This window comes from Thiohalophilus sp. (assembly GCF_034522235.1).
In the GTDB taxonomy this organism is placed as follows: Bacteria; Pseudomonadota; Gammaproteobacteria; order UBA6429; family Thiohalophilaceae; genus Thiohalophilus.
Window position 1 is genome coordinate 1,487,049 of sequence record NZ_JAXHLN010000003.1, and the last position, 22,202, is coordinate 1,509,250.

19 protein-coding genes are annotated in these 22,202 nt (G+C 59.8%); 10 read left to right on the forward strand and 9 right to left on the reverse strand.

Annotation, left to right across the window (positions count from 1 at the left end; translation table 11 throughout):
• Positions 1-85 precede the first annotated feature (85 nt).
• Genes U5J94_RS10200 through hpnC form a run of 4 tightly spaced genes read right to left on the reverse strand, consistent with a single transcriptional unit; the run spans position 86 to position 3,977 of the window.
• Positions 86-853, reverse strand: a complete 768-nt coding sequence (locus tag U5J94_RS10200; RefSeq protein ID WP_322565540.1) for a YciK family oxidoreductase — start codon at positions 851-853, stop codon at positions 86-88.
• On the reverse strand, positions 850-2,190 hold the full coding sequence (hpnE, locus tag U5J94_RS10205) for a hydroxysqualene dehydroxylase HpnE (RefSeq protein ID WP_322565541.1): 1,341 nt from the start codon (positions 2,188-2,190) through the stop codon (positions 850-852). The genes U5J94_RS10200 and hpnE overlap by 4 nt, the downstream gene beginning before the upstream one ends.
• Entirely contained in the window at positions 2,190-3,062 is an 873-nt protein-coding gene (gene hpnD, locus U5J94_RS10210) for a presqualene diphosphate synthase HpnD (protein ID WP_322565542.1), read from the reverse strand. The genes hpnE and hpnD overlap by 1 nt, the downstream gene beginning before the upstream one ends.
• Before the next feature lie 15 nt (positions 3,063-3,077).
• Positions 3,078-3,977 carry a squalene synthase HpnC gene (hpnC, locus tag U5J94_RS10215; protein WP_322565543.1) on the reverse strand — a complete coding sequence of 300 codons (900 nt, stop codon included), beginning with the start codon at positions 3,975-3,977 and terminating at the stop codon, positions 3,078-3,080.
• A 49-nt stretch (positions 3,978-4,026) separates the two neighbouring features.
• On the opposite strand from hpnC, the gene U5J94_RS10220 reads away from it, so the two are divergent.
• On the forward strand, positions 4,027-4,251 hold the full coding sequence (locus U5J94_RS10220; protein ID WP_322565544.1) for a hypothetical protein: 225 nt from the start codon (positions 4,027-4,029) through the stop codon (positions 4,249-4,251).
• On the opposite strand, the gene rmuC is transcribed toward U5J94_RS10220, so the two are convergent.
• The 5 genes from rmuC to U5J94_RS10245 all read right to left on the reverse strand — a co-directional run bounded on the left by rmuC (position 4,248) and on the right by U5J94_RS10245 (position 9,253).
• On the reverse strand, positions 4,248-5,516 hold the full coding sequence (rmuC, locus tag U5J94_RS10225; RefSeq protein WP_322565545.1) for a DNA recombination protein RmuC: 1,269 nt from the start codon (positions 5,514-5,516) through the stop codon (positions 4,248-4,250). The genes U5J94_RS10220 and rmuC overlap by 4 nt on opposite strands.
• 86 nt (positions 5,517-5,602) lie before the next feature.
• Positions 5,603-6,364, reverse strand: a complete 762-nt coding sequence (locus U5J94_RS10230; protein ID WP_322565546.1) for an HAD-IA family hydrolase — start codon at positions 6,362-6,364, stop codon at positions 5,603-5,605.
• Positions 6,365-6,402: 38 nt separating this feature from the next.
• Entirely contained in the window at positions 6,403-6,759 is a 357-nt protein-coding gene (locus tag U5J94_RS10235) for a four helix bundle protein (protein WP_322565547.1), read from the reverse strand.
• Positions 6,760-7,022: 263 nt separating this feature from the next.
• A complete protein-coding gene (gene ubiG / locus U5J94_RS10240; protein ID WP_322565548.1) occupies positions 7,023-7,739 on the reverse strand; it encodes a bifunctional 2-polyprenyl-6-hydroxyphenol methylase/3-demethylubiquinol 3-O-methyltransferase UbiG in 717 nt (238 codons plus the stop codon).
• Between the two features lie 197 nt (positions 7,740-7,936).
• Positions 7,937-9,253, reverse strand: a complete 1,317-nt coding sequence (locus tag U5J94_RS10245; RefSeq protein ID WP_322565549.1) for a TRZ/ATZ family hydrolase — start codon at positions 9,251-9,253, stop codon at positions 7,937-7,939.
• 303 nt (positions 9,254-9,556) lie between these two features.
• On the opposite strand from U5J94_RS10245, the gene mtnA reads away from it, so the two are divergent.
• From mtnA to cmk, 9 genes are all read left to right on the forward strand, one after another.
• Complete coding sequence (gene mtnA, locus U5J94_RS10250; RefSeq protein WP_322565550.1) at positions 9,557-10,606, forward strand: S-methyl-5-thioribose-1-phosphate isomerase; 1,050 nt, start codon at positions 9,557-9,559, stop codon at positions 10,604-10,606.
• 185 nt (positions 10,607-10,791) lie between these two features.
• Positions 10,792-13,344, forward strand: coding sequence for a DNA gyrase subunit A (gene gyrA / locus U5J94_RS10255; protein ID WP_322565551.1), 2,553 nt, complete (start codon positions 10,792-10,794; stop codon positions 13,342-13,344).
• Between the two features lie 167 nt (positions 13,345-13,511).
• Positions 13,512-14,594 carry a 3-phosphoserine/phosphohydroxythreonine transaminase gene (gene serC, locus U5J94_RS10260; protein ID WP_322565552.1) on the forward strand — a complete coding sequence of 361 codons (1,083 nt, stop codon included), beginning with the start codon at positions 13,512-13,514 and terminating at the stop codon, positions 14,592-14,594.
• Between the two features lie 224 nt (positions 14,595-14,818).
• Complete coding sequence (locus tag U5J94_RS10265; RefSeq protein ID WP_322565553.1) at positions 14,819-15,985, forward strand: phosphoglycerate dehydrogenase; 1,167 nt, start codon at positions 14,819-14,821, stop codon at positions 15,983-15,985.
• Between the two features lie 16 nt (positions 15,986-16,001).
• Complete coding sequence (pheA, locus tag U5J94_RS10270; protein ID WP_322565554.1) at positions 16,002-17,078, forward strand: prephenate dehydratase; 1,077 nt, start codon at positions 16,002-16,004, stop codon at positions 17,076-17,078.
• Positions 17,079-18,052: 974 nt separating this feature from the next.
• On the forward strand, positions 18,053-19,189 hold the full coding sequence (gene hisC / locus U5J94_RS10275) for a histidinol-phosphate transaminase (RefSeq protein ID WP_322565555.1): 1,137 nt from the start codon (positions 18,053-18,055) through the stop codon (positions 19,187-19,189).
• Positions 19,186-20,058: a prephenate dehydrogenase gene (locus U5J94_RS10280; RefSeq protein WP_322565556.1), complete on the forward strand. Its 873-nt coding sequence runs from the start codon at positions 19,186-19,188 to the stop codon at positions 20,056-20,058. Before hisC ends, U5J94_RS10280 begins: the two co-directional genes overlap by 4 nt.
• Before the next feature lie 23 nt (positions 20,059-20,081).
• Positions 20,082-21,410, forward strand: a complete 1,329-nt coding sequence (aroA, locus tag U5J94_RS10285; protein ID WP_322565557.1) for a 3-phosphoshikimate 1-carboxyvinyltransferase — start codon at positions 20,082-20,084, stop codon at positions 21,408-21,410.
• Positions 21,407-22,099 carry a (d)CMP kinase gene (cmk, locus tag U5J94_RS10290; protein WP_322565558.1) on the forward strand — a complete coding sequence of 231 codons (693 nt, stop codon included), beginning with the start codon at positions 21,407-21,409 and terminating at the stop codon, positions 22,097-22,099. The genes aroA and cmk overlap by 4 nt, the downstream gene beginning before the upstream one ends.
• Positions 22,100-22,202 lie beyond the last annotated feature (103 nt).

Below are 22,202 nucleotides of genomic sequence, written 5' to 3' on the forward strand. Positions count from 1 at the left end.
TGAATAGCGGACAGATACATATTCAAAATTCAGCATTCAAAATTCAACATTGCCTTACATGTCCTCCGCGTTTAATTTCGCAATCTCAAGAAAGGGTGTCTTGCTGTGCCTGCAGGATCTGGCCGTTGACGTTTTCGCTGTCGGGGCCGAGCAGGTAGAGATAGGCCGGCAAGATCCGCTCGATGAGGGCGTGCTGGTTGGGATCCTCGCCGGGGAAGGCGGTGCGCCGGGTCTGGCTTTGCACCGGGCCGGGGATCAGGCTGTTGACCCGGATCGGGGTGTTGGTCTCCAGCTCGCTGGCCAGGATCTGCATCAGGTTGTCGGCGCCGGCCTTGCTCACGCTGTAGGCGCCCCAGTAGGCACGGCCGCCCTGGATTTCGCTGGCGGAGGTGAAGATCAGCGACGCGGCGGACGATTTTTTCAGCAGCGGCAACAGGGCCCGGGTCAGTAAAAAAGGTGCGTTCAGATTGACCTGCAGCACCCGGGCCCACAAGGTCGTATCATAGTGTTCCACCGGCGTGAGTGCGCCGAGTTGCGCCGCGTTATGGACCAGGCCATCCAGGCGCCCGAACTCCTGCTCGAGGGTCTCGGCCAGCTGTTGATAATGCTCGGGCGTGGCCCCTTCCAGATCCAGCGGCACGATCGCCGGCGCCGGGTGACCGGCGTCGACAATGCGGTCGTAGACCTGTTCCAGCGTTTTAATGGTGCGTCCCAGCAGGATGACCGTGGCGCCGTGCGCCGCGAGCGTTGCGGCCAGTTCGGCGCCGATACCGCTGCCGGCACCGGTGACCAGAATGATCCGATCCTGCAGCAGGTCCGGGCCGGGTTGATAATCTGAAAGTGCTGTTGTCATGGGGAAGTGTCTTGTTCCGGGTTCTGGAGGGCCTGATGGGCCAGGGTCGCGCATTGTACCCCGCTTCGTACCGCCCCTTCGAGCGTGGCGGGATACCCGGTGCGGGTGTAATCCCCGGCCAGCCATAAACCGCGGATTGCGGTGCGGTGGTCGGGACGTTGCGCATTGATCCCGACCCGGCTGGCAAAGGTGGCGCGTTTTTCACGCAGCACATACGCCTGTTCATGGGCGGGCCAGTCGGGAAACAGGGTGGCCAGCTCCTGCGCCAGCCGGACGATCAGCTGCGGATTTTCCAGTTGCAGATGATCGCCCCGGCTGCTCAGCACCACCGCCAGCAGACCCGGCTGATCATAAACGCCGCGATCGAAAACCCATTGGCCCAGCCCGCCGAGCAGCCCCAGCATGGGTTGCGGCAGTTTCACCGTGGGCGGGTAGTGCAAATAGACGGTACAGATTGGCTCATAGGTAAATGCGTCACACTGTTGCCGCAAACTCGCCAGTGCCGGCTGCGTTCGGCTCAGGGCGCTGAGCGCATAAGGCGGCACGGCGAGTATCACCTGATTGGCGTGAAGCTCACCAGCGGCCGTGCCCACGCCCTTGATTTGTTGATCTTCGATCAGCAGTCGGGTCACACGTTGACCCAGACGGACTTCACCGCCCTGCTGTTCGATATATTGCATGGCCGGTTCGTTAAACAGCGTGCCGAGATCATGTTTGGCATAGAGCAGATCCGAATCTCCGCGCTGCTGCAAAAAGGCATCGCGCAGGACATTCACGAACAGCTCGGCGGAACTCTCCGCCAGCGGCGTGTTCATCACCGCGAGACACAGCGGGTTCCAGAATTTGTGGATCAACTCGGGCGTCTGGCCAGTCTGTTGCAACAGGGCGAGCAGGGATTGATCAGTTTGTCCACCCAGCCGGTTGCGCCATAACAGCCAGCCGAATTTGAGGGCCTGTCGACGACTGGCGAAGGTGAGGCCGCGCGCCCGGAGCAAGGCCCAGAGCAGATGCAGCGGTGCGGGCAAGCGGGGCGCACACAGTTCAAGTCCCGTTCCCCGGCTGTTGTGGATCTGCAGATGCAGGGGCCGGCGCTCGAAAGCCGATTCGGCGGGCACACCGATCTGTTGCAGCAGCGCCAGCGTGCTGCGGTACGCCCCGATGAACAGATGCTGGCCGTTGTCCACCGCGTGACCGGCGAAGGCGACCTTGCGCGCCCGCCCGCCCGGCTGGCGGGCCGATTCCAGCAACAGCGGCCGATGGCCGAGACCGGCCAGCCGGGCCGCCGCCGCCAGTCCGGCCCAGCCGGCCCCGACGATGATCACCGATTCCTGTTTCATTAATCCATGTCCGTCCCGGGATGATGTCGGCTGCGCCGTTTTTCCCGCCAGACGGTTTTCCCGGCCAGCCATAACTTGGCGAACGCGGTCAGACTCAGGCGCCGGGTCAGCACATGAAAACCGTCTTTTTCCAGCTCATCGAGCAGGCCTGCATAGATGGCGCTCATAATCAGCCCGGCGCGCTGGGCGGGACGATCGATCGCCGGTAAATGATCATGGGCGCGTTGGTAGTAGTCACGGGCCCGACGGGCCTCGAACGCCATCAATTGATAAAAGCCGGGGCTCTCCCGGCCTTGCAGCAGATCCGCCTCGCTGACGCCGAACTGTTGCAAATCTTCCTGTGGCAGATAGATGCGGCCGCGTCGGGCATCCTCGCCGACATCCCGCAGGATGTTGGTCAGCTGGAAGGCCATGCCGAGATCCCGCGCATATTTGAGCGTGCGCCGATCGCGATAACCGAAAATCTCCGCCGATAACAGGCCGACCACGCTGGCGACCCGGCAACAGTACAGCGACAGTTCCCTGAACGTGGCATAGCGCTGCTGTTCGAGATCCATCTCCATCCCGTCGATGATCTCCATAAAATATTCCTGCGCCAGATCAAAATCGCGGATGGCCGGTTGCAGCGCCCGGGTGACCGGATGTTGCGCTTGCCCGCTGTAGAGACGCTCGACTTCCGAGCGCCACCATTGCAACTTGACCCGCCGGATCTCGGGCATGCTGTCGGCATCCACCACATCATCCACTTCGCGGCAAAAGGCATACAACGCGGTGATGGCGCGGCGGCGATGGCGGGGCAAAAACAGGAAGCTGTAATAAAAACTGGAGCCGCTGGCCGCGGTCTTGTCCTGGCAATACTGTTCGGGCGTCATGATGCGCTCAGTTTATCAGATTCCGCAGCCGGGTTTGCCTGCCCGGCGGCGTCGGCCCGGACGCGGGAAGGCGGCCTGAACGAGCATGGCCAACCCGTCGCGGTATGTCAGTCGTGGCCGGGCAAAGGCATCGTTCGGGTCCTCATGCAAATGTTTGAGTATGCGGGCGCCGCCGGCGATGATCAGCCGCAGTTCAAAGGCGAAGCGGCCACGGAGCCGCAGCCCCAGCGGGGCGCCGGATTCGAGCAGGCGGCGGGCCCGGTCGATTTGCTGGCGCATCAGCGCCTGCATGGCAAAATCGGTGGTGCGGTTGGCCAGGTGGGCTTCGCTCACGCCGTGACGCTGCATCTCGTCCCCGGGCAGATAGATGCGGTTGTTTTCCGTGTAGTCCTGATGCATGTCCTGCAAAAAATTGATCAATTGCAGGGCGGTGCAAATGGCATTGGAATAACCGAGGTTGATCTCACTGGCTGTATGATTGAGCTGCAGCAGCAATTCACCCACCGGGTTGGCCGACAAGCGGCAATAGTCCATCACCTCCCCGAAATCGGCATAACGGGTTTTTTCCACATCCTGGCGAAAGGCCTGCAACAGGCGCTCAAAAGGTTGCACGGGAAGTTGATGCCGATGGATAACATCCTGCAGGGCGATAAACACCGGATCCTCGGATACCGAGCCCTGCTGCAGCTGTTGCAGGCGGGCCTGGTAGTCATCGAGTTTCGCCAGACGCTGTTCGGCGCTCAGATCGCCTTCATCGGCAAAATCATCCGCAGTGCGGGCAAAGGCGTAAATGACCATCACCGCCGGGCGGATACGCGCCGGCAGCAGCCGGCTGGCGACGGGAAAATTCTCGTAATGGTTACGGGCCATTGCCGCGCAGTGGGCGTAGGCACCGGCCAGGTTATCGCTTGTCATGACAATCGGCTGTGATATCTTAGGAGCATAAGAATGAAGGAATCAGGATATGAAAAAGCTTAAATTGATCATTTTCGGCATTATCATCGGTCTGGCCGTGGGGCTGTGGTTCGGCGTCAACATTGGCAAGGGGAACCCGATATTGAGTAACCCCCTGGATGGGCCGACGCTCAAACAGCGGGTTAAAGATACAACCGGCGATGCCGTGGAACGGGCCGGCAAGAAGATGGGAGAGATCGGTTCGGGTATCAAGGGTAACCTCGAGAAGGACTAGGTTTCTTCGTCGGGGTTGGTTTCGATCTGGCGAACGCCGCTTTCGACCTGTTCCTGCGCCTCGATCTCCTTGCTGGAGCTGATGCCCATTTCGCGAAACTTCTGTGCACTGGGCAGGATGCGGCTGTCAAACGATCCCACCGTACTGTTGAAATGCTTGACCGTCGTATCCAGGCTGCGCCCCATCTTGTGCAAATGACCGGTGAAGGTCGCCAGTCGCTGGTATAGCTCTTCACCAATCTTCTTGATGTGTTCGGCATTCTTGGCCAGTTGCTCCTGGCGCCAGCCATAGGCCACCGCGCGCAACAGGGCGACAAAACTGGTCGGCGTGGCCAGAATGACATTCTTGCTCAGTGCATCTTCCATCAGCTGATAATCGGTTTCCAGCGCCGCGCTCAAAAACTGATCGCCGGGAATAAACAGCACTACAAACTCGGGCGACTGACTGAACTGACTCCAGTACGCCTTGCTGTGCAGTTCATTGATACGCTGGCGAACATTTTTGGCATGGCGTTGCATGTGCTGCTGGCGCTGTTCGTCATTACTGCTTTCGATGGCACTGAGATAGGCGTCCAGCGGGGTTTTGACATCCACCACGATTTCGCGTCCGTCGGGCATGCGCACGATCATATCCGGGCGCTGGCGACCTTCATCGGTTTTGACGTTTTCCTGCTGATAAAAATCGCAATGCTCGACCATCCCGGCCAGTTCCGCCAGCCGCTTGAGGGTCAGCTCGCCCCACTGACCCCGCACTTCCGGTCGGCGCAATGCCTGGACCAGGTTATGGGTCTGATCGCGCAGCGCCTGTTGGGTGAGATTCATGGTCTCGATATGCTTGTGCAGGGCGCCGTAGGCTTCCTTGCGCTCTTTTTCGATATTCTGAATCTGCAGTTCGGTTTTGTTCAGTGACTCGCGGATCGGCTTGACCAGTTCCTCGATGGCTTTTTCCTTCTGCGCCAGATCGCCTTTGGCCTCGCTTTGAAACTTCTCCAGCTTTTGTTGCGCCAGCTTCAGGAACTCTTCGTTATTATGCTTGAGCGCCTGACTGGAGAGCGCTGAAAAGGTGTCGCCGAGCTGTTCCCGGGCCTCTTTAAGTGCCTTGATCTTCTCGTCGGCGTGCTGGCGTTCCAGTTCCAGCGTGGTACTCAGCTGACTGTTCTCCCGCTGCAGCGCATTGATCCGTCCCTGCAGCCACAGATACACCCCCAGCGCCCCGACCAGCAGGGCGCCAACAGCAATCGCGGCGTAAATCAGTTCCTGGCTCATATTTCAATTTTGAGTTTTGAATTTTGAATGTTGAATTGAAGAAAGCGCATTTAATTCAGAATTCAAAATTCAACATTCAAAATTGCTTAACTTAGCCATTGCAGAATCGCTTCGGGGGATTCCACCAGCCCGTCGGCGCCCCAGGTGTCCGGTTGTTCATCCTCGCCAATATAACCGAACAGCGCAACCAGTGTCTGCATCCCGGCACGGCGCCCGGCTTCGATGTCCCGCGGGGCATCGCCGACATACAGGCATTGATTCGCTTCGCTGCCGCACTGTTCACAGGCGTGAATGAGCGGCGCGGGATCGGGTTTGCATTGTGGCAGGGTATCGCCGCTGACAATACAGGCCGCGCGTTCGCCAAGGCCCAGCGCTTGCAGCAGGGGCTCGGTCAGCCAGCCGGGTTTATTGGTGACCACGCCCCAGTTATGGCCGCGGGTCTCGAGGTTGTCGAGCAGCTCGGCCATACCGGGAAACAGGACCGTGTGGGTGGCGAGGTTGGTACGATAAATCTGCAGCAGTTGCCGGCGTAGCGCCTCGAAATCGACTTGCGGCGCGGATTCACCAAAGCCCAGCTCGATCAGCGCCTTGCCGCCGTGGGAAACCACCGGCCGGATCACCTCGAAGGGCAGGGCGGGCAGATCATGGCTCAGGCGCACCGCATTGAGCGCATGCGCCAGGTCCGGCGCGGTGTCGGCCAGCGTGCCGTCCAGATCAAACAGAACGGTCCGGATGGCGCGTGAGCTGGCGAGATCGCCAGGTGGCGAGGTCGATAGATCGCGAGATCGCGAGTTCGATACTTCGTGAGAACGTGGGCCAGTCCTGGCTGGTTTGCTTTTGTTAGTCATATGATTTAACGAACTTCCGCTCTCACTATCTCGCGATTTCACGCCTTCAGGGATTGATGCAGTTTATAGAGCATTTTATCAATTCTCTGGAGGATTTCGTCCAACTGCTCTCGTTGTGATTCTGTGCAATAATTCAGCAGACGAGCAATATCGAGCTGTGTATCCAGTTCACTTAATGAGCCTCTGGCGATTGCAACAAAATGGCGAAATTCATTATTGCCGTTTCTTGCCGCACCTTCAGCAATATTTGAAGGTATGCTTACTGCAGCTCGTCGTAATTGCTGACTCAATCCGAATCTCTCGATGTTCGGAAAATGCTGTGTGATTCTATAAATTTCACTAACCAGCTGTGTTGATAAAGTCCATGCGTGTAATTGTTTATGCGGCTTATCCATGTCCGCGTCTCCCTTGTGAAGTGAGATCGTGAGATCGTTAGAGCGACAGGGCGTGAGATGAGGAAATCATGAGAACACCCGGTAGTTGACAGGAAGTCCAGCCGGCTCACCATCGTTGCCTAACGCCCTAACGCCCTAACGCCCTAACGCCCTAACGCCCTAACGCCCTAACGCCCTAACGCCCTAACGCCCTAACGCCCTAACGCCCTAACGCCCTAACGCCCTAACGCCCTAACGCCCTAACGCCCTAACGCCCTAACGCCCTAACGCCCTAACGCCCTCTGACTGTGTAACAGGTAATTGACGCTGACATCATGACCCAGGGAATAGGTCCTGGTCAGCGGATTGTAACTCATGCCGGTCAACTCGCGAGTCACCAGCCCGGCTTCACGCACCCAGCTTTCCAGTTCCGCCGGTTGAATGAACTTGGCGTAATCATGCGTGCCTTTGGGTAACAGCTTGAGCACATACTCGGCGCCGATGATCGCAAACAGATAGGACTTGGGATTGCGGTTGATGGTGGACAGAAACATATGGCCATCGGGTTTGACCAGTTGCGCGCAGGCGCGAACGATCGATGCGGGATCGGGTACGTGTTCCAGCATCTCCAGACAGGTCACCACGTCGTATTGTTCCGGCTGTTGCGCGGCCAAAGCTTCGGCGGTGATCTGTTGATAGTCGACCTCCACGCCCGATTCATGCTGATGCAGCCGGGCCACACTCAAAGGGGCTTCCCCCATATCAATCCCGGTGACCGTCGCCCCGCGTTGTGCCATGGACTCGGACAGAATCCCGCCGCCGCAGCCCACATCCAGCACCTGTTTGCCTTCGAGCTTGACCCGGCGATCGATATATTCCAGCCGCAGCGGATTGATCTCGTGCAGCGGTTTGAATTCCCCATGCGGATCCCACCAGCGCGAGGCGAGATCCTCGAACTTGGCGATTTCCTGGTGATCGACGTTGGTGTGCGTGGATGACATATAATAAGGTGTCCCGTTGGTAGATAATCATTCTACCGCAGAGGCGCAGAGACGCAAAGGACACAGAGTATATTTGTTGACGCAGTTTTGAGGGCTTGCTTTGTGTTGTTAAAGTGTCTTGTTATAGAAATATGTGGAATAGCAAAAAAATAAATTGGATTTTCTTTGCGTTCTCTGCGCCTCTGCGGTGAGATATTTTAATCCAGGTGGGCAAGACGCCGTTGCCAGTCTGATACCCGCTCCAGAACGGTATGCGTGTCGATGGTGGTCAGTTCGCGCTGGTTGAGCAGCTGGCGGCCGGCGACCCAGACGTCGGTGACCTGTTCGCGGCCGGCGGTGTAGACCAGTTGCGACACCGGGTGATAGACCGGCTGGGTCTCCAGTGTGCCCAGGTCGACGGCAATAACATCGGCCGATTTACCGACCTCCAGCGAGCCGATCTCCTGCTCCAGCCCCAGCGCCCGGGCGCCGTTGAGGGTGGCCATGCGCAGCACGTCCTCAGCGGGCAGGGCGCTGGCGTCACCGGCCACGGCCTTGGCCAGCAGCGCGGCGCTGTGCATCTCGCTGAACATGTCCAGATCGTTGTTGCTGGCCGCGCCATCGGTCCCCAGGCACAGGTTGATTCCGGCCTGTTGCAGCTGGTGCACCGGGCAGAAACCGCTGGCCAGTTTCAGGTTGGATTCGGGACAGTGCACCACATGCACGCCGGCTTCGGCCAGGCGCGCGATCTCGTCCGGATTTATCTGGGTCATGTGCACCGCCAGCAGATGCGGATTGAGCAGACCCAGCTCGTCGAGGCGCTGCAGCGGGCGCTTGCCGTCCTGGTTCTGACTCTCCGCGACCTCGTGGGCGGTCTCATGCACATGCATGTGAATGGGAATGTCCAGCTCTTCGGCGTAGGTGCGAATACGTTGCAGGGGGTCATCGGAGACCGTATAGGGCGCGTGCGGTGCGAAGGCGGTGGTGATCAGGCTGTGGCTGCGCAGCTGATCGTGCAGGGCGATGCCCTTGCTCAGGTATTCGTCGGGACTTTGTGCATACGGGGTCGGAAAGTCGATCATGATCAGCCCGACGCAGGCGCGCATGCCGGCCTGTTCCACCGCACGCACGGTCTCCTCGGGGAAAAAGTACATATCGTTGAAGCAGGTAGTGCCGCCGCGCAGCATTTCGGCGCAGGCCAGCAGGCTGCCGTCGTGAACAAACTCCTTGCCGACCCATTGCTGCTCCGCCGGCCAGATATGTTGTTGTAACCACTCCATCAGCGGCAGATCATCGGCCAGGCCGCGCATCAGGGTCATGGCGGCGTGACCGTGCAGATTGATCAGGCCCGGCAACAGAATATGTTGATCCAGATGGCGGATCGTGTCCGCGCTATAGCATTGCGCGGCTTCCCCGGCAGGCAGGATGGCTTCGATGCGTCCGTTATCAATGGCAATGGCGTGGTTTTCCAGTAATACGCCCTGCGGTTCGATCGGCAGAATCCAGCGTGCATATAACAGCGTGTCAATCTTCATGCCGGGAAAGATACAGGGATTGGATTCGTGGCTGCAAGTTTTTTGCGGCTGTCCTGAAAATCCGGCAGTTGTTGTGAATTCACAATTCAGGGAAAGGGAACACCGACGACACCGAATACACTGAATTGATTTTTTCGGTGTCTTCGGGGGATTCGGTGTTGTCGGTGTTATCGTATACCCCTCTGTGCAATCTCCCGGTTCATGAACCCTGAAATCCGGAATAAAACCCCTGAATAAAATCACTGTGTCCTGGCGGGTCCTGACGGATTACAATGGTTAACCCGTAGCAACGCCGAATTTTTTATGCTGGAACAATACGACACGTTCAAACCGGTGCTGTGGCAGGACGAGGCGGTCTGCCTGCTGGATCAGCGGCTGCTGCCGCACCAGCACCAGTATATGTACTGCCGTGCCGTGGCCGAGGTGGCGCAGGCGATTCGGGATATGGTGGTGCGCGGCGCGCCGGCCATCGGCATCACCGCCGCTTACGGCGTGGCGCTGGCGGCGCGGCAACGCTATGCCGAGTCAGCGGCAAACTGGCGTGACAACATCGAAGCGGATTTGCAGCAACTGGAAGCCGCCCGGCCCACGGCCATCAACCTCCACTGGGCCATCGCGCGCATGCGGGGCAAACTGGCCGGATTGGACGGTGATCCGTTCGAGGTATTGTTACAGGAAGCCCGCACCATTCATGAACAGGACATTGCCGCCAATCTGAAAATGGGCGAGTTCGGCGCGTCGTTGATTGAACCGGGCAGCAGCGTGTTGACCCACTGCAATGCCGGGGCACTGGCCACCGGCGGTCACGGCACGGCGCTGGGGGTGATTCGCAGCGCCCGGGCCGACGGCAAACTGGACACGGTCTACGCCGATGAGACCCGTCCCTGGTTGCAGGGCGCCCGCCTGACCGCCTGGGAGCTGCTGCAGGATCATATTCCGGTGACCCTGGTGGCCGAAGGCGCGGCGGCCTGGCTGATGCAGCAGGGCAAGGTGCAGTGGGTAATCGTCGGCTCCGATCGGATCGTGGCCAACGGCGATGTGGCCAACAAGATCGGCACCTATTCGCTGGCGGTGCTGGCGCGCCAGCACGGGGTCAAATTCATGGTGGCGGCACCGACCTCCACTATCGACATGGCCGTCAGCGAAGGCGGGGCGATTCCCATTGAACAGCGGGATCCGGCCGAATTGCTCGCCTGTGGCGGGCAGCGGGTGGCGGCGGAGGGTGCCACGGCCTGGAATCCGGTGTTCGATGTGACCCCGGCGGAGCTGGTGGACGCCATCGTTACCGAACGGGGTATCATCGAGCAGCCCAATGCCGAGAAAATGGCCCGGCACATGGGCCAACATCGCTGATTTCCCCCCGCTGGCCAAGCTTTAAAAACAGGCTTTTCGAAAGACTGTTTTGCACGATACGGCCACACCCGGTTTCTCACGCGCTTTTACAAAGATGCAGTGGGTGACCCTGCTATGGTATAGTAATCGCTCAGAAACGCTTCAAAAATCAATCGAGCCATTTTTAACCTGACCGAAAGCGACGCATGAGCGAATTTGCCAAGGAAGTCCTCCCGATCAACATCGAGGAGGAGATGAAGCAGTCTTATCTGGACTATGCCATGAGTGTCATCGTCGGGCGCGCCCTGCCCGATGTCCGGGACGGCCTCAAGCCGGTCCACCGCCGCGTGCTGTATGCCATGCGCGAGCTGGGTAACGACTGGAACAAGCCCTACAAGAAATCGGCCCGCGTGGTCGGTGACGTCATCGGTAAATACCATCCCCACGGCGACAGCGCCGTCTACGACACCATCGTGCGCATGGCCCAGCCGTTCTCGCTGCGCTACATGCTGGTCGACGGCCAGGGCAACTTCGGCTCGGTGGACGGCGATGCGCCGGCGGCGATGCGTTACACCGAAGTGCGCATGGCCAGAATCGCCCATGAACTGCTGGCGGACATCGAAAAAGAGACCGTCGATTACACGCTCAACTATGACGAAACTGAATACGAGCCGGAGATTCTGCCGGCCCGTATCCCCAATCTGCTGGTCAACGGTTCCGCCGGGATCGCGGTGGGCATGGCGACCAACATTCCGCCGCATAATCTCAATGAAGTAATCAATGCCACGCTGGCAATGATCGACAACCCGGACATCACCGTCCAGGAGTTGATGGGCTATATTCCCGGGCCGGATTTTCCGACCGCCGGCATTATCAATGGCGCGCGCGGCATCGCCGAGGCCTATGCCACCGGCCGCGGCCGGATCTATGTGCGGGCACGAACCAAGATCGAGGAGATGCCCAACGGCCGCGAGCGGATTGTGGTGACCGAGTTGCCTTATCAGGTCAACAAGGCGCGCCTGCTGGAGCGCATCGCCGAGCTGGTCAAGGACCGGAAAATCGAGGGCATCAGCGAACTGCGTGATGAATCGGACAAGGAAGGCATGCGCGTGGTCATCGAGCTGCGCCGCGGCGAAGTCACCGAAGTGATGCTCAACAATCTCTATCAGCACACCCAGATGCAGACCGTCTTCGGCATCAATATGGTGGCGCTGGTCGAGGGGCAGCCGCAGCTGCTTAATCTGCACCAGATTCTGGCCTCCTTCATTCGTCATCGTCGCGAGGTTGTCACCCGGCGTACTGTGTTCGATCTGCGCAAGGCGCGGGAGAAGGCGCATGTGCGTGAAGGTCTGGCCATTGCCCTGGCCAACATCGACCAGATCATCGCCCTGATCAAGGCGGCCAAAAATCCGGCCGAGGCCAAGGAACAGCTGATGCAGACCCTCTGGGAGCCCGGTGTGGTCAACCAGATGCTGGAACGCACCGGCGCCGCGGCTTCCCGGCCGGAAGGGCTGGCGCCCGAATTCGGGCTGGTCGACGGCCGCTACCGGTTATCCGATGCCCAGGCCCAGGCAATTCTTGATATGCGCCTGCATCGCCTGACCGGTCTGGAGCAGGACAAGATCCTCAACGAATATGAAGAGTTGCTCAAACAGATCGAGGAATTGCTGGCGATTCTGGCCAGCAGCGAGCGGCTGATGCAGGTGATCCGCGACGAACTGGTGGAAATGCGCGATCAATACGGCGATGAACGGCGTACCGAGATCATCGCCAGTCAGGAAGATCTGACCATCGAGGATCTGATCACCGAGGAAGACGTGGTCGTGACCCTGTCGCATGAAGGCTACGCCAAGGCCCAGCCGATTACCGCCTACACCTCGCAGCGTCGTGGCGGCAAGGGCAAGGCGGCCACTTCGGTCAAGGATGAGGACTTTGTCGACAAGCTGTTCGTGGCCAGCACCCATGACACCATTTTATGTTTCTCCAGTCGCGGCAAGGTCTACTGGCTCAAGGTCTACGAACTGCCGCAGGCCGGGCGCACCGCGCGCGGTCGTCCCATCGTCAACCTGTTGCCGCTGGAAGAGGGCGAGCGGATCAATGCGATTTTGCCGATTCGCGAATACCTGGAAGGGCAGTTCATCTTCTTTGCCACCAGCAACGGCACCGTGAAGAAAACGCCATTGACCGATTTCTCCCGTCCGCGCGCCTCGGGCATCATCGCCATCGAACTGCGCGATAACGATCATCTGATCGGCGTGGAACTGACCCGTGGCGATCAGGATGTGCTGCTGTTCAGCACCGCCGGCAAGGCGATCTGCTTCAACGAGCAGGACGTGCGTGCCATGGGCCGCAGCTCGGTCGGGGTGCGCGGCATGAAGCTGCAATCCGATCAGCACGTCATCTCGCTGATCATCGCCAGCGAAGGTCATATCCTCACCGCCACCGAAAACGGTTATGGCAAGCGTACGCCCGTGGATGACTATCCGCGCCATGGTCGCGGCGGCCAGGGCGTCAAGTCGATCCAGACCTCGGAGCGTAACGGCGAGGTCATTGGCGCCGAACTGGTGGGCGAAGAAGATGAGATCATGCTCATCACCAGCCGCGGCACCCTGGTACGCACCAAAGTCGACGAAGTCTCGATCATGGGTCGCAATACCCAGGGCGTGAAACTGATCAGCCTCGGCGAAGGCGAAAAACTCTCCGGCATCGAACGCATCGCCAAAATCAGCGACGAAGAGGATGCCCTTGAAGAAGAGTAAGTGTATTTAACGCAGAGGCGCGGAAATGCAATGTTGAATGTTGAATGTTGAATGTTGAATTAAAAACAAATCCGCAATTCAAAATTTAAAATTCACCATTCAAAATTATCTCATTATGCCTCTGCGGTGAAAAATTTCTAAAGAATTGGTAAAAACAGGAGTTGTGTATGTCACGTGTATTTAATTTCAGCGCCGGTCCGGCGATGCTGCCCCAGGAAGTTCTGGAGCGCGCTCGCGAGGAGATGCTCGACTGGCAGGGCAGCGGTATGTCGGTGATGGAAATGAGCCATCGCGGCAAGGAATTCATGTCCATCGCCGAAAAAGCCACCGCGGATCTGCGCGAGTTGATGGCGGTGCCGGACAATTACGAGATTCTGTTTTTACAGGGCGGCGCCAGCAGTCAGTTTGCCATGGTGCCGATGAATCTGTTGCGCGACAAAACCAAAGCCGATTACATCAACACCGGTGCCTGGTCGAAAAAAGCGATCAGTGAAGCGAAAAAATTCTGTGACGTGAACGTCGCGGCGACCACCGAGGACGACGGCTTCAGCAGCGCCCCGGCACAGGACGAGTGGCAGGTCAGTGCCGATGCCGCCTATGTGCATTACACGCCGAACGAAACGATCGGCGGTGTCGAATTCAACTATATCCCCGATACCGGCGATGTCCCGCTGGTGGCGGACATGTCGTCCACCATCCTGTCGCGCCCGATTGATGTATCGAAGTATGGCGTGATCTACGCCGGCGCGCAGAAGAACATCGGTCCGGCCGGATTGACCGTGGTCATCGTGCGCAAGGATCTGATCGGTCAGCCCCTCGACAAGACGCCGGCCATGTTCGACTATCAGGTCCACGCCGAAGCCGACTCCATGGCCAATACCCCGCCCACCTACGGCTGGTATCTGGCCGGCCTGGTCTTTGAATGGCTCAAGGAGAAGGGCGGTCTGCAAGGCATGGCCGAGATCAACAAGCGCAAGGCGGATAAACTGTATCAGGCGATCGATACGTCCGAATTTTACACCAATCCGGTTCGACCCGATTGCCGCTCGTGGATGAACGTACCGTTCACCCTGGCCAACCCGGACCTGGATAAGACGTTCCTGGAAGAGGTCGCCAAACAGGGCATGACCAGCCTGAAAGGCCACCGCTCCGTCGGCGGCATGCGCGCCAGCATCTACAACGCCATGCCCGAAGCCGGCGTCGATACCCTGGTCGAGTTCATGGCCGACTTCGAAAAACGACATGGCTAATAATCACTACTAGATGGTTGGCTGATTAATAACGCAGAGAACGCGGAGGCGCGGAGACGCAGAGGAAAAATACAATTTTTAATGTTGAATTTTAGAATTTGAATTGAAAAGACGCATCTCATTCATCATTTGACATTAATAATTCAAAAATTTTTGTTCCTCCGCGCCTCTGCGGCTCTGCGTCCTCCGCGATAAATTTACGATAGCAAGAAAAGTGAATAATTATGTACAAGGTTCTGACGTTAAATAATATCTCTCTCGCAGGTCTGGAACGACTGCCGCGGGACAAGTATGAAATTGCCTCTGAGATCGGTCATCCCGATGCGGTCCTGGTGCGTTCGGCGAAGATGCACGAGATGGAGATACCCGACAGCCTCAAGGCGATCGGTCGCGCCGGCGCCGGAGTGAACAACATTCCGGTCGACAAGATGTCGGATCAGGGTATCGCGGTGTTTAATGCCCCCGGTGCCAACGCCAACGCGGTAAAAGAGCTGGTGCTGGCCGGCATGCTGATGGGGTGTCGCAATATCGGACCGGCCTGGGATTTTGCCCGCTCGGTGGAAGGTTCCGATGCCGAGATTAACAAGGCGGTGGAAGCCGGCAAGAAGAACTTCGGCGGTTTCGAGTTGCCCGGACGGACGCTCGGCGTGGTTGGGCTGGGCGCCATCGGCCGCAACGTGGCCAACATGGCGCTGCAACTGGGCATGCGCGTGGTCGGCTTCGATCCGGGTATTACCGTGGAAGGCGCCTGGCAGTTGTCCTCGGAAGTGGAAAAAGCCGGCAGCATGGATGAGCTGGTCTCCAAAGTGGATTTCATCAGCTTCCATGTGCCGCTGATCGATGCGACGCGCAATATGATCAATGCCGACCGGCTCAAGATGATGCGCGATGGCGTGGTGATTCTTAACTTTGCGCGTAACGGTATTATCGATGACGAAGCGGTCAGTGCCGCGATCAAGGCCGGCAAGGTTTACGCTTATGTCTGTGACTTCCCGAGTAATCTGTTAAAAAACCACGAACGGGTCATCACCCTGCCGCATCTGGGTGCCTCCACCGCCGAGGCGGAAGAGAACTGTGCGATCATGGTGGCCGAGCAGGTGCGCGATTATCTGGAGCACGGCAACATCCGCAATTCGGTCAACTTTCCGGAAGTCTATATGGAACGCACCGAAGGTGAGCGCATCGCGATCGTCAACCGCAACGAACCGAACATGGTCGGGCAGATTACGGGCGCGCTGGCCAAGCAGAATCTGAATATCGTTGACATGATCAACAAATCACGCGGCAACCTCGCCTATAATCTGATCGACATCGACGGTAATGTGGATGAAGCAATGTACGAGCAGTTATGTGGTATCGGTGGCGTGTTAAAAGTGCGTCTGATCGACTGACACCCGGGAGCGGAACTTGAGCGACGACCTTCAATCCCTGCGTCAACGGATCGATGAACTGGACGAACAGCTCCAGGCATTGATCACCGAGCGGGCCCGCCTCGCCGAGGAGGTGGCGCGCACCAAGCAGGCGGAAGGGGAGGAGGTCTTCTATCGCGCCGAGCGCGAGGCCGAGGTGCTGCGCGGTGTCATGCAACGCAACCAGGGCCCGTTGAGCAACGAGGAGATGGCGCGGCTGTTCCGCGAGATCATGTCCGCCTGCCTGGCCCTGGAGCGGATCATGAACATCGCCTTTCTCGGTCCGGAGGGGACCTTCACCCAGGCGGCGGCGCTGAAGCATTTCGGTCATTCGGTGCAGACCCTGCCGCTGGGCACCATCGGCGATGTGTTTCGCGAAGTGGAGTCGGGCAACGCCTCCTATGGTGTGGTGCCGGTGGAAAACTCCACCGAGGGTGTCATCAATCATACGCTCGACGAATTCATGAGCTCGTCATTGTCGATCTGCGGTGAGGTAGAGTTACGCATTCACCACCATCTGCTGAGTAAAAATCCGGACATCCGCAACATTCACAAGGTTTACTCGCACCGGCAATCGCTGGCCCAATGCCGCAAATGGCTGGATATGCATCTGTCGCAAGTGCAGCAGATCGATGTCAGCAGCAACGCCGAAGCGGCCCGCCTGGCCAGTACTGATCCGGAGTCAGCGGCCATTGCCGGCGAGAGTGCCGCGGATATTTATGCGCTCGGCTATCTGGCGAAAAATATCGAGGACCATCCGGAGAACACCACCCGCTTCCTGGTAGTCGGCAAACGCGAGACACCGCTCAGTGGCAACGACAAGACCTCGATGCTGGTCTACACCCGCAACAGGCCGGGTGCCCTGTACACCATGCTTGCGCCCTTTGCCAAACATAACATCTCCATGTCGCGCATCGAGTCACGACCTTCGCATCAGGGCATGTGGAATTACGCCTTCTTTATCGATATCGAAGGCCATATCGACAGCGACAACGTCCGACAGGCCATCGACGAACTCGAACAGACCGCCAGCATGGTCAAGATCCTCGGGTCCTATCCGCGGGCGGTATTATAAATTAAAGTTGGCAGTTGGCAGTTGGCAGTTGGCAGACTTTTTAGTGCTAAGAACTAAGAACTAAGAACTAAGAACTAAGAACTGTTCGTTGTAGGAGGGGCTTACAGCCGCGACTCGAGAGCAGGGGCACGACCGTCGCCGATGGGTCGCCTCCTACCAGAGCGAGGTTTGTAGGAGGGGCTTGCAGCCGCGACTGGGGAGCAGGGGCACGGCCGTCGCCGATGGGTCGCTTACGGCATCCATGCCTAGCGCGACAGAGCCCACCCCGCGAGCAAGGCGAGTGTTTTGGGTGTTTGCACTTCCATGTGCTTCAATCGCCTCCCACAAGAGGGGGTTGTAGGAGGGGCTTGCAGCCGCGACTCGAGAGCAGGGGCACGGCCGTCGCCGATGGAATCGCCTCCTACCAGAGCGAGGTTTGTAGGAGGGGCTTGCAGCCGCGACTGGGGAGCAGGGGCACGGCCGTCGCCGATGGAATCGCCTCCTACCAGAGCGAGGTTTGTAGGAGGGGCTTGCAGCCGCGACTCGAGAGCAGGGGCACGACCGTCGCCGATGGAATCGCCTCCTACCAGAGCGAGGTTTGTAGGAGGGGCTTGCAGCCGCGACTGGGGAGCAGGGGCACGGCCGTCGCCGATGGAATCGCCTCCTACCAGAGCGAGGTTTGTAGGAGGGGCTTACAGCCGCGACTCGGGAGCAGGGGCACGATCGTCGCCGATGGAATCGCCTCCTACCAGAGCGAGGTTTGTAGGAGGGGCTTGCAGCCGCGACTCGGGAGCAGGGGCACGACCGTCGCCGATGGGTCGCTTACGGCATCCATGCCTAGCGCGACAGAGCCCACCCCGCGAGCAAGGCGAGTGTTTTGGGTGTTTGCACTTCCATGTGCTTCAATCGCCTCCCACAAGACCCTTCGGGCCTAGTACCTAGTATCTGGCACCTGGGCAGCCAAACAATGCAGAGATTTTTTGAGTTAAAACCCTATGACACGATTAGCAGAAAAAGTCGATATTTCCGAGCTGGCTGCCCCGGGTGTCCGTCAGCTGACGCCGTATCAGCCGGGCAAGCCGATCGAGGAGCTGGAGCGCGAATACGGTCTGGATGACGTTATCAAGCTGGCCTCCAATGAAAATCCGCTGGGGCCGTCGCCGGATGTGTTAAAAGCGATCTACGGGCGCCTTGGCGAGCTGAGTCGCTATCCGGACGGTAACGGTTTTGTTCTCAAGCAGGCCTTGTGCAAGCGTTTCGATCTCGAACCGGGGCAGATTACGCTGGGCAACGGTTCCAACGATGTGCTGGAACTGATCGCCCGGGCTTTTGTGACGCCGGACAATGAAGTTATTTTTTCGCAACACGCCTTTGCCGTCTATCCGCTGGTAACCCGCGCTATCGGTGCCAGAGCGGTGGTGACGCCGGCCAGAGCCCGGGGGCATGATCTCGATGCGATGCGCGAGGCGATTACCGGGCGCACGCGACTGATTTTTATCGCCAACCCGAATAACCCGACCGGCACCTGGCTTTCGAAACAGGCATTACAGGATTTTTTAGAACAGATTCCGCCGCATGTGCTGGTGGTACTGGACGAGGCCTATTTTGAATATGCTTCCGATCCGGTGATGGGACTGGCGCAATATCCCGATGGCCTGCAATGGCTGTCGAAGTTTTCCAACCTGATCGTGACCCGTACCTTCTCCAAGGCCTACGGCCTGGCCGGGCTGAGGATCGGCTATGCTGTCTCCCATCCCGAGGTGGCCGATTATCTTAACCGGGTGCGTCAGCCGTTTAATGTGAACCATCTGGCGCTGGCGGCGGCGAGCGCGGCCCTGACCGATAGCGCCCATCTGCAACGTGGCGTCGCGCTCAATGCCCGGGGATTGCAACAGTACTATCAGGCCTTCGATCGGCTGGGACTCGATTACATTCCCTCGGCGGGCAATTTTGTCACCGTGCGGGTCGGACCGGCCGCGGAGATCAACGAACAGTTATTGCGCCGGGGGATCATCGTGCGCCCGGTCGCCAATTACGAGCTGCCGGAACATCTGCGCATTTCGATCGGCAGCGAGAAAGAGAACCAGCGCTGTATCGCGGCCCTGGGCGAGATTCTGCAGGCAGGCGGATGAGCAAACCCGCGATCAATCAACTGACCGTCATCGGCGTCGGCCTCATCGGCGGCTCATTGGCACGCGCGCTGCGCCGGGCCAATGCCGTGACCACCCTCGTCGGCGCCGGGCGCAATGCCGAGCAGCTGGAAATTGCACGCAAGCTGGGGGTGGTCGATCGCATCGAGACCGATCTGGCCAGAGCCTGTGCCGGGGCGGACGTAGTGGTGCTGGCCGTGCCGCTGGGCGCGATGCGCACGGTGCTCGAACAGATTGCCCCGAGCCTGTCCCCGAACACGGTTATTACTGATGTCGGCAGCGCCAAGGGCAGCGTGATCGCCGACGCCGGGCAGATTTTCAACGGTCTGCCGGCGCGCTTTGTGCCCGGCCATCCCATCGCCGGCACCGAGCAGAGCGGGGTGGAGGCTTCGTTCGCCGAGCTGTTCGATCAACGCCGGGTGATCCTTACCCCCGACCCGGCCACCGATCCGGCGGCGGTGACCACCGTGGGTCAGCTCTGGGAGGCCTGTGGCGCACAGGTGATGACCATGGACGTGGCCCATCACGACGCGGTGCTGGCGGCGACCAGCCATCTGCCCCATGTGCTGGCCTACACGCTGGTCGACAGTCTCGCGCGTCAGGATGACAGCCGGGAGATCTTCGATTATGCTGCCGGCGGTTTTCGCGACTTCACCCGCATCGCCTCCAGTGATCCGCAAATGTGGCATGACATCTGCGCGGCCAACCGTGAGCCCCTGGTCAAGGCCTTGCAGCGCTTTATCAGCGATCTGGAACAGCTTACCCGGGCCATCGAGCAGGCGGACAGCGACACCATTAAACAGACTTTTGAACGTGCCAAACAGGCGCGGGATGCGTTTTGTAACAAATAATTCAGGATTGCGAGCTCATTTCCATGACCCAGAGTGATTCACCGGTACGGTTTACCGTCGCGCCGGGCGGCAAACTGAGCGGCCAATTTCGCGTGCCCGGCGACAAGTCGATCTCCCACCGCAGCATCATGCTCGGCGCCCTGGCGGACGGCACCACCCGGGTCAGCGGTTTTCTGTCGGGGGCCGATAATCTGGCCACGCTCAACGCCTTTCGCGCCATGGGGGTCGAGATCGACGGGCCCGATGACGGAGAGGTCGTGATTCGGGGCGTGGGACTGCACGGTCTCAAGCCGCCGGCCGCGCCGCTGGATCTGGGCAATTCCGGCACCTCCATGCGCCTGCTGGCCGGCCTGCTGGCGGCCCAGGCCTTCGACAGCACGCTGAGCGGCGATGCCTCGCTGAGCAAACGGCCGATGAAACGGGTCACCGATCCGCTGGGGGAGATGGGCGCGCGCATCGACACCAGCGAGGCCGGGACCCCGCCGTTGACAATCCACGGCGGGCAACCGTTGCGGGGCATTCACTACGCCATGCCGGTGGCCAGCGCCCAGGTCAAATCCTGTTTGCTGCTGGCCGGGCTGTACGCCGACGGCGAAACCTGCATCAGCGAGCCGGCACCGACCCGGGATCACACCGAACGCATGCTGGAAGGCTTCGGCTATCCGGTCCGGCACGCGGGGGCGACCGCCTGCCTCGCCGGCGGCGGCAATCTGGTTGCCCGGGATATCGACGTGCCGGCGGACATCTCCTCGGCAGCCTTTTTTATGGTCGGCGCCAGCATCGCCCCGGACTCGGATATCACCCTCGAGCACGTGGGGATCAACCCCACCCGGCTCGGGGTGATCACGATTTTGCAGCAGATGGGCGCGGACATCAGCCTGCACAATGAACAGCGCGTCGGCGGCGAGCCGGTGGCCGACATCCGGGTGCGCAGTGCTCCGTTAAAAGGGATCCCGATCCCCGAGGTGCAGGTGCCGCTGGCCATCGACGAGTTTCCGGCCCTGTTTATCGCCGCCGCCTGCGCCGAGGGCGAAACGGTGCTGACCGGGGCCCGCGAATTACGGGTCAAGGAGAGCGATCGCATCCAGGTGATGGCCGACGGCCTGCAGGCGCTGGGGATCGACGCCGAGCCGACCGAAGACGGTATGCGTCTTTGCGGCGGCACGCTGGGCACCGGCAGCGTCGACAGTCACGGCGATCACCGCATCGCCATGGCCTTTGCCATGGCGGCGCTGCGCGCCGGCGGGCCGATTACGATTCGCGATTGCGCCAACGTGGCCACTTCATTCCCCGGCTTTGTCGAGCTGGCCGCCGGCGCCGGTCTGGCCATCAGCCAGGAGGGCGGGGCATGAGCGAGGTACCGGTACTGACCCTGGACGGGCCCAGCGGTTCGGGCAAGGGCACCATCGCCAGCCGGGTGGCGCGCACCCTGGGCTGGCATCTGCTCGACAGCGGGGCGCTGTATCGCCTGGTCGCCCTGGGCGCCGCCCGGCGGGGGATTCCCATGGAAGACGAGGCGGCCCTGGCGGACTATGCTTCCCAAATGGATGTTGCCTTCGAGGTGCAGCCGGACAGCGGCGAGGTGCTGGCCAAACTGGACGGCGAGGCGGTCGGCGACGCCATCCGCACCGAACAGTGCGGCAACGACGCCTCCAAAGTGGCCGCGCTGGGGGCGGTGCGCGAGGCCCTGCTGCAGCGCCAGCGCGACTTTCGCCAGCCTCCCGGCCTGGTGGCCGACGGGCGGGACATGGGCACCACCGTGTTCCCCGACGCCGGGCTCAAGATCTACCTCACCGCCAGCGCCGAAGTGCGCGCCGAACGGCGTTATAAACAGTTGAAAGAAAAGGGAATAAGTGCTAGTGTTGCCGGCCTCCTCCGGGAGATCGCCGAGCGTGATGCGCGTGATACCGAACGCCAGTCCTCGCCACTGAAACCGGCCGCCGATGCCCTGGTGCTGGACACCTCCGCACTGGGCATTGATGAGGTGGTCGGGCAGGTGCTGGACCGGTGTCGAGAACGGTTTGGCGTCAACGGTCGGTAATCAAAGTGGGCGGACCCGTCGGGTGCCGCCTGTGTGTTTAATCAACCCCGCAGTCTCGACTGCACGATACAAGGTCACGCGGTGACCTGAGGTTAAATCCAAC